Consider the following 11,977-nt stretch of genomic DNA (forward strand, 5'->3'; position numbering starts at 1 on the left):
GACGGACGGGTGCGACGGGTGTGACCGGGATGACGGGTACGACGAATTGAGGGAGCCGATGGGCGAACCGTCCGCCACGGAACCGGAGTCCGAACCGTATCCGCAGGGCGCGGGCGACGTGGCGGGCGCGGAGGACGCGGAGGGCAGTGTCATCCACACCCGCGCGCTCACCAAGCGCTACCGCGGCGGACAACTCGCCGTCGACGGTCTCGACCTGACCGTCCCGGCGGGCAGCGTCTTCGGCTTCCTCGGTCCTAACGGCTCCGGCAAGACCACCACCATCCGCATGCTGATGGGTCTCATCGAGCCCACCTCGGGGGCGGCCCGGGTCCTGGGCCGCCCCATGCCGCGCTCCTCGCGAGCCGTCCTCCCGCAGGTGGGCGCGCTCATCGAGGGCCCGGCCCTCTACGGCTTCCTCTCCGGCCGCCAGAACCTCATGCGGTACGACGCCGCCGATCCGACCGCCGACCCCCGCACCCGGAGCACCCGCGTCGCGGCCGCGCTGGACCGGGTGGGCCTCGCGGCCGCCGCGGGCAAGAAGGCGAAGGCGTACTCGCTGGGCATGAAACAGCGCCTGGGCCTCGCGTCGGCGCTGCTCCAGCCGCGCAAGCTGCTGGTCCTCGACGAGCCGACCAACGGCCTCGACCCGCAGGGCATGCGCGAGATCCGCTCCCTCATCCGGGAGCTGGCCTCCGACGGCACGACCGTCTTCCTCTCCTCCCACCTCCTCGACGAGATCGAGCAGGTCTGCACGCACGCGGCCGTCATGGCCCAGGGCCGCCTGATCACGCAGGGCCCGGTGGCCGACCTCGCGGCGGGCACCCGCGGACGGCTGGTCGTGACGACGCCGGACGCGGCGGAGGCGGCCCGGGTGCTGAAGGAACAGGGAGCCTCGGACGTGGTCATCGCGGACGACCGGGTGAGTGCCGAACCGCCCGAGCGTGACCTGGCCGACCTGAACGCGGCGCTGGTGACGGCGGGCGTCCGCGTCCGCGGCTTCGGCGTCGAACGGGCCTCGCTGGAGGACGCGTTCGTGGCACTGACCGGGGAGGGCTTCGATGTCGCAGGCTGAGGCGGTACGGCAGACACCGGCCGCCCGCACCCCGAGCCTGATGTGGACCTTCGGCCTGTTCCGCAACGAACTCCTGACCACCTTCCGGCGCTGGCGCACGCTCGCCCTGCTGGGTGTGCTGGCGGCCGTACCGATCCTGGTCGGGATCGCCGTGAAGATAGAGACCGGTGACGGCTCGTCGGCCGGTCCCGGCGGCGGAGGCGGCCCGGCGTTCATCTCGCAGATCACCAACAACGGCCTGTTCCTGGTCTTCACCGCGCTCGCCGCGACGCTCCCGTTCTTCCTGCCGATGGCGATCGGCGTCATCGCGGGCGACGCCATCGCCGGCGAGGCCGGTGCGGGCACCCTGCGCTACCTCCTGGTCGCCCCCGCCGGCCGCAGCCGCCTGCTGCTCACCAAGTACGCGACGGTGATGACGTTCTGCCTGGTGGCCACGCTCGTCGTCGCGGTCTCCGCCCTCACCGTCGGCGCGCTGCTCTTCCCGCTCGGCGACCTGACCACGATCTCCGGCACCCGTATCAGCTTCGCCGACGGCCTCGGCCGGGCCCTGCTGATCGCCCTGGCCGTCGCCGCGTCACTGATCGGCGTGGCGGCCCTCGGCCTGTTCATCTCCACCCTGACCAACAGCGGCATCGCGGCGATGGCGACCACCGTGGGTCTGCTGATCACCGTCCAGATTCTCGACCAGATCCCCCAACTTCACGCCCTCCAGCCGTACTTCTTCTCCCACTACTGGCTGTCCTTCGCCGACCTCATGCGCGACCCGGTGTACTGGGACGAACTGATGAAGAACCTCGGCCTCCAAGCCCTGTACGCGGCGGTCTTCGGCGCGGCGGCCTGGGCTCGGTTCACGACGAAGGACATCACGACCTAGCTCTGCCTGCCCCGGGTTTCCCCGACCGGAGGCTCACTCGGTCTCGTACGGGAAGCGTGCGAGGGGTGCCTCGGTCGCGAAGAACGTCTTCGCGCGGGTGAGGGCCTCGGTGTCCTTCAGTACGTCCCCGGGCTTGCTGCCGTTGCCGAGCAGCACTCCGCCGAACCTCATCCCCATGTACGCGGCCGAGTTGCTGAGCGTGCCGACCAGCGGGTCGGCGACCTCGCCCTCCCGGTGCGCGAGCGCGGTGACGCCCCAGAGGGTGCGTCCGGCCAGGGTGTCCTTGAAGTCGAGGCCGGGGGTGCGCAGCCAGCCCGACCAGTGGTCCAGGTAGCGCTTGACGGGGGCGGAGACCGCGTACCAGTACAGCGGGGACGCGATCACGATGTCCGTCGCCGCGAGCGTGGCGTCGAGCAGCAGCGCCAGGTTGCCCTCGGTGGGGCGGCTGTGGTCGCTGTCGTGCCGAAGGTCCACGAAGTCGGGGACGGGGTGCTCGGCGAGGCTGATCCACTGCTGTTCGACGTCCGCCGGAAGCTGCTCGGCGGCCCGGCGGGCCAGCATCTCGGTGTTGCTCTCACTGCGGCTGCTGCCCAGGACGAACAGGAAGCGGCGGGCCATGACTCCTCCAGATCATCAGCGGCGTACGCCTATAGAGCGCGCATGCAGCATATGCATACGCATTCAATGGACGCAATCAACCGTCGTGTCGTCGAGCGTCCGCGGCAACAACTCCTCCCGGCGATGGGTCGTGGAGCGGGGTGCCGGTCGGTCATGGGTGGGGGGTCATGGCGTGGTGGCGGTCAGACGGGCCAGGGCCTCGGCTTCACGGGGCCGGGACCCGCCCAGGTCGCCCAGGCGCCAGGCGTTGACCCAGGGCACGCGGTACACGTCGATCGCCGACTCGATCATCTTGATCCGCTGGGCGAGCGGGCGGGGCAGCCGACCGGGCGCGTCGGCGACCAGGGCGACCCCGTCGAGGTCGAGTCCGGGCGGGGCGCCGCCGTGCCGGAAGAGGTCCAGGGCGTGCAGGACGGCGTCCAGTCCGGACGCGTGTGTACGGGCGACGAGCAGGATCGACCTCGGCTCGGCGGGGCCGGGCCAACTGCGTCCGCAGTCATGGCCGCCGTAGACGGTGGCGAGGGTGGTGGTGCCGGCGCCGCCGTGGACACCGACGAAGGAGTGGCGCCGGGGGGTCGCGGACAGTGCGGAGGGCGCGGAGGGTACGGAGGGCTGGGCGAGTTCCGGCGGCACAGGTCCCGGTCCCTGTCCCGGTACTGGCACTGGTGGGGGCGTCGGCACCGGGCCGCGGAGCCAGATCTCCGGTCCGAGCGGTCCGTCCGTCCGCATCCCCGTCCCCGTGCGCGTGCCCGTCGCCATGCCCGTCCCCATCCGCGCGTTCCTCCTTGGTCGACCGCCTTCTACCCGCCGAAGGTCACGGCATCCGGGACACTCTCCTGAACAGGCGTGAGTTCCTGGAACGGGCCTGTGACGTCCTGGTGACGTGAGAACCGCGGGCGAGCGGAGAGACTCGACAGTACGTGTACGACGGATCTTGTACGACCGGATCCTGACGCAGACGACGAAGCCCGACGGCGGGAAGGGGCACCATGGGACCCGCACGCCTCGTCCGGCGACGCTCCGACGCATCCGAGTGAGGGAACGATGTCTCGACTCAGCCGTGACAAGAAGCGTGACCACCGACGCGCCGAGCGCCCGGCCGAGCCCGCCGCGCCGATCGAGGTCCACATCCCCGGCGACGGCGGCCCGGGCAGTGCCTTCGTCGACGGTGGCCGGGTCGTGGCGGCTCCCGGCGAGGAGATCCAGCAGACCGTCCTGAACCACCTCCACCGCATCGCCCTCACCACCGCCCAGGAAGTCCACGCCACCATCCACGACACCCGCATCGGCTACGTCGTCCCTCTCCGCGTCACCCCGAACGGCTCCAGCGCCTTCAGGGGTGAGCCGGTACGGATGGCTCCGCCGGGGGAGACGGGCGAGAAGGGACAGACGGGGGGCACGGGAGACACAGGGGACACGGGGTCGTCAGCGGGGAGGGCCGTGCGGGCGGACCAGGGGCCGTCGGCACCGGCCTCGCCCTCGGGGCAGCCGCCCGCCTGGCCCGCGCCGCCCACGGCCGTGCCGTCCACACCGGGGCAGCCCGACTGGCCGGCGCCGACGCCCAGCGAGCCCGGCCCGCACGAAGCGCCCGCGCCGGCCGGCATGTCCGGGGGCGTCGCGTGGCCCGCGCCGGCCGAGGAGCAGTTGCCGTCGGAGGGTTCCGTACCGGCCGACGGCCCCCAGACATCCGTACCGGCCGAGGGCCGCGAGACATCCGTACGATCCGTCGCACCCGAGCAGCCCGGAACTCCCGCCGTCTCCGATGCCGTACGGCCTCGGTGGGCGCAGATGGAGGAGTCGACGCATCTGCTGCGGGCGGTGGCGGAGCCGGTGCGGGACGCGGTGCCCACGTTTCCGACGCGGGCCGTGCCCGGGGACGGGGAGTCGGCCGGTGAGGAGGCCGTGCCGACGTTCACGCTGCGGACGCTGTCGGAGCCGTCCCGGACCTCAGCCCCATCTCCGGCCCCGGCCCCGGCCCCGGCTCCCGGTACGGTCGCCGCCCCCACCGGAGTGTTCGGTCCGCCCCCGGTGATGGACACACACCCCGCGCCCGCACCCACCCAGGAGCCCGGGCCGATGGCCACACCCCCACCGCCCCCCGCTCCGCTGCCCCGGCCGACAACGCCACCCCCCACACCCACACCCAAGCCCGCCCCCCTCCCCGCCCTCGACGACCTCGACCCCGCCCCCAAACCCACCCCGCCCCGGGGCTTCGACGCCGTGGCCGAAGCCGTGCTCGGGGACGAGGCGCTCACCGCCCCCGGTGACGCCACCGCGCCGGCGGTGCTCGCCGAGCCGATGGGGCGGATCAACGAGGCCGTGAAGGCGGGGCGGACGGACGACGCCGCTCAGTTGGCGGAGCAGACGCTGGCGCAGGCGTCGAGCGCGTTGGGCCCGGAGCACCTCGAAGTGCTGCGGCTGCGGGAACTGACCGCGTACATCGCCTACTTGGCCGGCGACCCGGTCCGCGCCCTCCACCTCTCCCTCGACCTGGCCCGCGTCCACCACGACGGCCGCGACGCGGAGGCCGCGTACGGCAACGTCCAGAGCGCGTTCACCGCCTGGCGTGCCGTACGCGATCCGCAGCTCGGTCTGGACCTGGGCCACGGCCTGATCGCCCTGTGGACCGAGCTCACCGCCGAGGAGGGGCCGGCCGCCGACGACATCGAGCAGTTGGAGAAGGCCCGCGCCCGAATGGACCGCCTCACCGAACGCGCCCGCGACAACGGCTGACGCCCGCCGGCGCGGCTGCTACGCCGACAGCTCCCACACCGCGTACGCGATCGCGTCGCTGTTCCGGTCCAGCGCCGTGTCGTTGATGTTGGCCGTCGTGTCGCACGACGAGTGGTAGCAGCGGTCGAAGGCCAGCCCCGAGGTCCCGCCCCACTTGGCCGCCTGCGCCGCCGTCTTGACGTAGTCGGCGCCGCTGAACAGCCCGCCCACCGGCACACCCGCGTTCTTGAAGGGCGCGTGGTCGGAGCGGCCGTCGCCCTCGGTCTCGATCTCGGTCGGCACGCCGAGCCCGGTGAAGTACTCCTTGAACGTCTTCTCGATGGCCGGGTCGTCGTCGTAGACGAAATACCCGGGGTTCGGCGAGCCGATCATGTCGAAGTTCAGGTATCCGCTGATCCGCGAACGGTCCCCGGTGGAGAGGCTGTTGACGTAGTACCGCGAGCCGACCAGCCCCAGCTCCTCCGCGCCCCACCAGGCGAACCGCAGATGCCTGGCAGGCCGGAAGTCCGCTCTCGACACAGCCAGCGCGGTCTCCAGAACCGCCGCAGACCCGGACCCGTTGTCGTTGATGCCCGCCCCGGAGGTCACGCTGTCGAGGTGCGAGCCCGCCATCACCACCTGGCCCGTGTCCCCGCCGGGCCAGTCGGCGATCAGGTTGTAGCCGACCCGGCCGGACGAGGTGAACTGCTGGACCGTCGTGGTGAATCCGGCGGCGTCCAGCTTGGCCTTCACATAGTCGAGCGACGCCTTGTAACCGGCGCGCCCGTGCGCACGGTTGCCGCCGTTGGCGGTGGCGATGGACTGCAACTGCGTGAGGTGCGCCTTGACGTTGGCCACGGATATGTCGGGCGCGGCGGCCGGCGTGGGTCCGACCGCGGGGGCCGCGCCGGCTATGGATCCACCGGCGAGGAGCGAGACGGCGGCGACAACGGCGACGGCCGCGGTACGCCCGGGAACCGAGAGCTTCATGTGGGGGGCTCCGAATTCCGTGGGAATCCCTGAATCCACAGGGATTCCACAGTGAATGGGGTGCCTGGATGGTGAAGCTGGGGTTGACGCTCCGTCAAGGGCGCAATCCGGTCAGCGGTGTTCGTATACCGGATCGGTGGCTACGGTCATGGATCGGCTGCTGGTGCGCGTTCCCGGTCGGCTACGCGTTCCCGGTCGGCTACGCGTTCCCGGTCACCTGCGCGTCCCCGGTCACCTATGCGTCCCCGGTCACCCGCGCGTCCCCGGCGGCCCGAGCCCCCCTAGGTCCCGCGCCTCCCGTACGTCCCCCGCCTCCCGCGAGTCGTACGCCGACCGTGCCGCCGCGATCTCCTCCTGGTGCGCCTCCGTCCACGTCACCAGCGAGCGGATGGTGGCATGCAAGGTCCCGCCCAGCGGAGTGAGTTCGTACTCCACCCGCGGCGGCACCACCGGGTGCACCGTCCGCTTCACCAGCCCGTCCCGCTCCAGCGAGCGCAGGGTCACGGTCAGCATCCGCTGGCTGATCCCGTCGATCTCGCGGCGCAACTCGGTGAACCTCAGTCGCCGGTTCTCCAGCAGCGCGATGACGAGCAGCGACCACTTGTCGGCCACCCGGTCGAGGATCTGCCGTACCTGGCAGTCCTCCCGGGTGTCCCACTGGAAGGGGTCGGCGTCACCGTAGTCCACGGTGCTCGCGCAGTAACTCGGTTGTTTTGAAGTGCCTTCTTCCATAGCGTCCAACGCTGCCGCAGGCTGAAGGCGGTTACAAGAGGGAACCGACCCTCATCCCCGTAACCGACCCCGACCTCACTACGGAGCACTGCCATGGGCAAGCGCGCATGGGCGCTGTTACTCGTCCTCTGCGGAACGATCTTCCTGGAGGGCATCGACGTCGCGATGATGGCGGTCGCGATCCCGTCGATCAGGGCCGATCTCGGGCTGGCCACGGACACCGCGGCCTGGGTGGTGAGCGGCTACGTCCTCGGATACGCCGGTTTCACCCTGCTCGGCGGCCGGGCCGCGGACCTGCTCGGCCGCCGCCGGATGTTCCTTCTGTGGCTGACCGTCTTCCTCGCATTCTCCGGGCTCGGCGGCTTCGCGACCGACGGCTGGATGCTGGTCGTCGCCCGTTTCGTCACCGGTGTGTCCGCCGCGTTCATGACCCCGGCCGCGCTGTCCCTGATCACCACGTCCTATCCGGAGGGCCCGCAACGCGACAAGGCCCTGCTGGTGTTCGCCGGTACGGGCGCCGGCGGCTTCTCGCTCGGCCTCGTCGTCGGCGGCCTGCTCACCGAACTGGGCTGGCGCTGGGTCTTCTTCGCACCGGTGCTGCTGTCGGCCGCGCTGCTCGTGGCCGCCGTACGGCTGATCCCGGGGCAGGAGGCCCCGTCCGCCGCCCGCCGGGGCTTCGACCTGCCCGGCGCGCTGACCGCAGCCGGCGCCATGCTGCTGGCCGCCTACGCCGTCGTACGCCTCGAACACGGTCTGGACGGCTGGCAGTTGACGACGGCCGCGGCGCTCGCGGCGGCGCTGCTGGCCGTGGTCTTCGTCGCCGTCGAGAGGCGGTCCGCCGCCCCGTTGGTCCGCCTGGGCATCCTGCGCACGGGGTCGGTCGTCCGCGCCGACCTGGGCGCGCTGCTGTTCGTCGGCGCCTTCTTCGGCTTCCAGTTCGTCGTCACCCTGTATCTGCAGGAACTGCGTGGCTGGTCCTCGCTCCAGACCGCGATCGCCCTGGTGATCATGGGCTGTGACGCGGTGCTGGCCCCGACGCTCACGCCGAAGCTGGTCGCCCGGTTCGGCAACACCCGGGTGATCGTCGGCGGGTTCGCGCTGGCGGTCGTCGCGTACGGCATGTTCCTGCGAGTGGGCCTGGACTGGCCGTATCCGGCGATGCTGCCGACGCTCTTCCTCGCGGGCACCGCCTTCGCACTGGCGTACGGGCCGCTCACGATCGCGGCGACCGACGGGGTCGCCGACGCCGAACAGGGCCTGGCGGGCGGTCTGCTGCACACCGCCACACAGTTCGGCTCGGCGATCGGGATCGCGGCGGTGACCGCGGTCTACGGCTTGGCGGCCGACGAGTCCAGCGGCTCCGCCGCCGACGGGGCGGGCTTGAGCGGCTCCGCACCGGAGGAGACCCTGTCAGCCTTCCGTACGGCGCTCACGGTGCCCGTCGGCATGGTCGTGCTGGGACTCGTCCTCTCGGTCCTGAGCGTGCGCGCGGCGCGGCGGGCGGTGCGCAGGGCGTCCCAGGTCAGCAGCGTCAGCGCCAGCCAGACCAGCGCGAATCCGGCCCAGCGCTCGGGCGGCATGGCCTCGTCGAAGTAGAGGACGCCGAGCAGGAACTGGAAGACCGGCGCCAGGTACTGCAGCAGTCCCAGCGTGGACAGGGGCACGCGGATCGCGGCGGCGCCGAAGCAGACGAGCGGAAGCGCGGTGACCACGCCGGTCGCCGCGAGCAGGGACGCGTGCCCCACGCCCTCGGAGCCGAAGGTGGCCTCGCCCCGCCCGCCGAGCCACAGCAGATAAGCGAGGGCCGGCAGGAACTGGATCGCTGTCTCGGCGGCCAGCGACTCGATGCCACCGAGGTTGACCTTCTTCTTGACCAGGCCGTACGTGGCGAAGGAGAAGGCGAGGGTCAGCGAGATCCACGGCGGCTGCCCGTACCCGATGGTCAGCACGAGGACGGCGGCGAAACCGATCCCCACCGCCGCCCACTGCACGGGCCGCAGGCGTTCCTTCAGGAGCAGCACGCCCATCGCGATGGTGACGAGGGGGTTGATGAAGTACCCGAGCGAGGCCTCGACCACGTGACCCGAGTTCACCGCCCAGATGTACACGCCCCAGTTCACGGTGATGAAAGCCGCGGCCACGGCGATCAGCGCCAGCCTGCGCGGCTGCCGCAGCAGTTCACCGGCCCACGCCCAGCGCCGTACGGCGATCAGCGCGACACCGACGAACGCCAGCGACCACACCATCCGGTGGGCGAGGATCTCCGCCGCCCCGGCGGGCTTCAGCAGGGGCCAGAACAGGGGTACGAGTCCCCACATCCCGTACGCCGCGAAGCCGTTCAGCAGACCTGTCCGGCTCTCACTCCTCGACGTCCCGGCCACGGGCCCTCCCTCTCATGCTCTGCTCGCCTGCACGAAAGTAACGCCGAGAACCCCCGCCTGTCATGCTCGTATCGCAATACGGTCATGACAGGCGGGGGTGGGGGCGCCCAGGGTCCGACGGGGGAGTGCGACCCCGGGGCGCTGGTCCGCTCGGGTCAGCCCTTGAGCGCGACCGCGATGGCCTCGGACAGCGGTGTGGTGGGACGGCCGGTCAGGCGGGACAGGTCACCGCTGCTGACGACCAGCTCCCCCTTCTCGATGGAGGTGTCCACGCCGGCGATGTTCGCGGCGACCGGCTCGGGCAGCCCGGCGCCGACCAGGATTCCGGTGAGCGCCTCGACGGAGACGGGGCTGTAACCGATCTCCTTGCCGGTCTGCCGGCTCAGCTCGGCCGCGTACTCCGCGAAGCTCCACGCCACGTCACCGCCCAGCTCGTACGTCTGGTTCTCGTGCCCCTCGCCGGTCAGTACGGCGACCGCGGCGGCCGCGTAGTCGGCGCGCGCGGCGGAGGAGACCCGGCCCTCCCCGGCGGCGGCGAGGACCGCGTTGTGCTCCAGCACCGGGGCGAGGTTCTCGGTGTAGTTCTCGTGGTACCAGCCGTTGCGCAGCAGCGCGTAGGGCACGCCGGAGGCGAGGAGCGCCTCCTCGGTACCCCGGTGGTCGTCGGCGAGGGCCGCGGTCAGGCCGCCCGGGGCGCTGGTGTACGCGAGCAGCGCCACACCGGCCGCCTTGGCGGCGTCGATGACGATCTTGTGCTGCTGGACCCGGCCCTTGTCGAACTCGTTGCCGGAGATGAGCAGCACCTTGTCGCCGGCGGCGAACAGGCCGTCGAAGGAGGCGGGAGCGTTGTAGTCGGCGAGCGCGATCTTCACGCCGCGGGCGGCGAGGTCGGCGGCCTTCTCCGCGTTGCGGACGACCGCGGTGATCTGCTCGGCCGGAACCTTCTCCAGCAACTGCTCCACAACGTGGCGGCCCAGGTGGCCGGTGGCTCCGGTGACGACGATGCTCATGATCAGAACTCCTTGTGGGGTGCGTTGTCACTAACCCTAAGGGATGCGCTAACTCTGCGAAAGTACCCACTTTGAAGTAAGGTACTTACGGATCAGTAAGCGCGGTGACGTGCGGCGACGTGCGGTGGGACGCGAGGAGACGCGACGGGATGCGGTGAGGTGCCGCGACGGACGTGGGCGTGGAGGGTTCTCGTCGGGGTGCGTGGGGGGAGCTTGCGCGGAGGCCGGGAGCCGGTGGGAGGTGCAGAAGTGCGCCGGAGGGGTGCGACGCGCGGGAGCACACTTCCGAGCTGGGATGACGTGAGCAGGAGGACGTTGCCCGACGCTGCCCGCCACGCGCGCTCCGGTGGCGCCGAACGAATGCGGACGGCGCTCGCTGGGCACACACAAGTCAGGGCGTTGGTTGACATGAGCGGTTCGTCCATCCATGCGCCCCCTCTCCGCCTCCCGCGCCGCCTTGATCAGCCCGGCATGCTGAAGGCGGGGCGCTGTGCCCACCCGCGCGCCGGTCCTCGTGCCGCCCACGAGACCACCGACCGGCAGCCGGACGCCATTGGGGGTCGCATTGGCCACACAGAATCCGGGTGCGCGAAGGATCGGTTCTGCAGCACGGGCAAGGGTCGGCAAGGTCCGCACTCCTTTCCCGCGTTCCGCCCGGCGTCAGCGCCAGGAGGAACTGCTTCTGGACGTCCTGCGCCAACTCACGTTCCTCACCGAGGAGATCCGCAACGCCAACCTGATCCAGTTGCACCGCATCACGGCGGAGCAGGTGGACCGGGCGATGTCGGATCCCGCGCTCACGGAGGCCATGAGCACCCTGCAGGAACTCTCGGACCGCAAGCGCCGGCAGGCGCTGTTCGTCAACCGGGAGTACAGCGCGATCCTGCTGGGGCACCGCATCGGCGCCTACGGCTGGGGTGAACTCATCGGCCACCTCCGGGTGCTGGCACGCAACCCGGTGTTCGCCGAGTACTGGGCGACGACCCGCGAGCACCGGCGCTCCCTGCCGCGCAACTCGTTGGAATCGCGCGTGGGCGAGGCCGTCGACATGATCATCGATGAGCTGGCGGACGATCCGGACGAATGGTGGGTCGTCGGGCCCGGCGGGCCCCCCTCCGAGGGATCGTCCGCCTGAGGCGTCAAGGAAAGGACCCGAACTTCCCCAAAATGCTGAATCACATCGCTCCGGAAGGTTTAATCTGAGGCCTTTCCGGGAGTTGCGTTGCGAGAGGCATCTCATGGGGTGTGAGAAGCTCCGGGCGTCGTCAGTGACCGGATCTTCTGGTATCCGGCCGTATGAAGAGAGCTCTCACGCGTGCACAGCGAACTTTCTGCCCTCAGCATCGTCCGACGTATCGGCGACTCGCCCCGGCAACGAGGATCAATGACCGGCGAGACGTGTCCTGACGTCTTCGAACTGAGTGACGGAAGTTTCGCGGTCATCGGAACCGACCGGACCGAGGACCTGGACGCCCTGCTCCCGGCGGACGCCGCTCGCGCCGACTACGAGCGCATCGTCGTGATCACCCGCGACACCCTCCTGCGCGCCAAGCGGGACATCCCCGACGCCTGACCCCCCGTACCACCG

11 protein-coding genes and 1 pseudogene are annotated in these 11,977 nt (G+C 71.0%); 6 read left to right on the top strand and 6 right to left on the bottom strand.

The genetic code is table 11. The features are described from left to right. The first annotated feature begins 58 nt into the window (after positions 1–58). Both ACIBK3_RS06030 and ACIBK3_RS06035 read left to right on the top strand, forming a co-directional pair. Positions 59–1,072 (top strand): ABC transporter ATP-binding protein, encoded by a 1,014-nt coding sequence (locus ACIBK3_RS06030; RefSeq protein ID WP_399362387.1) that lies wholly within the window; start codon positions 59–61, stop codon positions 1,070–1,072. Beyond that, positions 1,059–1,946 carry an ABC transporter permease gene (locus ACIBK3_RS06035; protein WP_399362389.1) on the top strand — a complete coding sequence of 296 codons (888 nt, stop codon included), beginning with the start codon at positions 1,059–1,061 and terminating at the stop codon, positions 1,944–1,946. The genes ACIBK3_RS06030 and ACIBK3_RS06035 overlap by 14 nt, the downstream gene beginning before the upstream one ends. Positions 1,947–1,979: 33 nt before the next feature. Here the strand turns inward: ACIBK3_RS06035 and ACIBK3_RS06040 are convergent, their stop codons facing one another. After that, positions 1,980–2,564, bottom strand: a complete 585-nt coding sequence (locus ACIBK3_RS06040) for a flavodoxin family protein (RefSeq protein WP_399362391.1) — start codon at positions 2,562–2,564, stop codon at positions 1,980–1,982. A 165-nt stretch (positions 2,565–2,729) separates the two neighbouring features. Further along, on the bottom strand, positions 2,730–3,293 hold the full coding sequence (locus ACIBK3_RS06045; RefSeq protein ID WP_399363926.1) for a DUF6668 family protein: 564 nt from the start codon (positions 3,291–3,293) through the stop codon (positions 2,730–2,732). A 315-nt stretch (positions 3,294–3,608) separates the two neighbouring features. Here ACIBK3_RS06045 and ACIBK3_RS06050 point away from each other — a divergent pair, with 315 nt between their 5' ends. Then, complete coding sequence (locus tag ACIBK3_RS06050) at positions 3,609–5,297, top strand: tetratricopeptide repeat protein (protein ID WP_399362393.1); 1,689 nt, start codon at positions 3,609–3,611, stop codon at positions 5,295–5,297. Positions 5,298–5,315: 18 nt separating this feature from the next. On the opposite strand, the gene ACIBK3_RS06055 is transcribed toward ACIBK3_RS06050, so the two are convergent. Both ACIBK3_RS06055 and ACIBK3_RS06060 read right to left on the bottom strand, forming a co-directional pair. Further along, positions 5,316–6,266: a M28 family metallopeptidase gene (locus ACIBK3_RS06055; RefSeq protein ID WP_399362395.1), complete on the bottom strand. Its 951-nt coding sequence runs from the start codon at positions 6,264–6,266 to the stop codon at positions 5,316–5,318. 249 nt (positions 6,267–6,515) lie between these two features. After that, positions 6,516–6,998 carry a winged helix-turn-helix transcriptional regulator gene (locus ACIBK3_RS06060; protein WP_399362397.1) on the bottom strand — a complete coding sequence of 161 codons (483 nt, stop codon included), beginning with the start codon at positions 6,996–6,998 and terminating at the stop codon, positions 6,516–6,518. A gap of 168 nt (positions 6,999–7,166) precedes the next feature. Here ACIBK3_RS06060 and ACIBK3_RS06065 point away from each other — a divergent pair. Beyond that, a pseudogene (locus tag ACIBK3_RS06065) lies at positions 7,167–8,246 on the top strand (MFS transporter); the annotation flags it as partial. 80 nt (positions 8,247–8,326) lie between these two features. Here the strand turns inward: ACIBK3_RS06065 and rarD are convergent. Together rarD and ACIBK3_RS06075 are read right to left on the bottom strand one after the other, a co-directional pair. Then, positions 8,327–9,379, bottom strand: a complete 1,053-nt coding sequence (gene rarD, locus ACIBK3_RS06070) for an EamA family transporter RarD (RefSeq protein WP_399362399.1) — start codon at positions 9,377–9,379, stop codon at positions 8,327–8,329. 155 nt (positions 9,380–9,534) lie between these two features. Next, a complete protein-coding gene (locus tag ACIBK3_RS06075; protein ID WP_399362401.1) occupies positions 9,535–10,389 on the bottom strand; it encodes an SDR family oxidoreductase in 855 nt (284 codons plus the stop codon). Positions 10,390–10,954: 565 nt separating this feature from the next. Here ACIBK3_RS06075 and ACIBK3_RS06080 point away from each other — a divergent pair. Both ACIBK3_RS06080 and ACIBK3_RS06085 read left to right on the top strand, forming a co-directional pair. After that, complete coding sequence (locus tag ACIBK3_RS06080) at positions 10,955–11,524, top strand: DUF6082 family protein (RefSeq protein WP_399362403.1); 570 nt, start codon at positions 10,955–10,957, stop codon at positions 11,522–11,524. A gap of 249 nt (positions 11,525–11,773) precedes the next feature. Further along, positions 11,774–11,962, top strand: coding sequence for a hypothetical protein (locus ACIBK3_RS06085; protein ID WP_399362405.1), 189 nt, complete (start codon positions 11,774–11,776; stop codon positions 11,960–11,962). The last annotated feature ends 15 nt before the right edge of the window (positions 11,963–11,977 follow it).

Origin of the sequence: Streptomyces sp. NPDC050287 (assembly GCF_044459385.1) — a bacterium.
Taxonomy (GTDB): domain Bacteria; phylum Actinomycetota; class Actinomycetes; order Streptomycetales; family Streptomycetaceae; genus Streptomyces.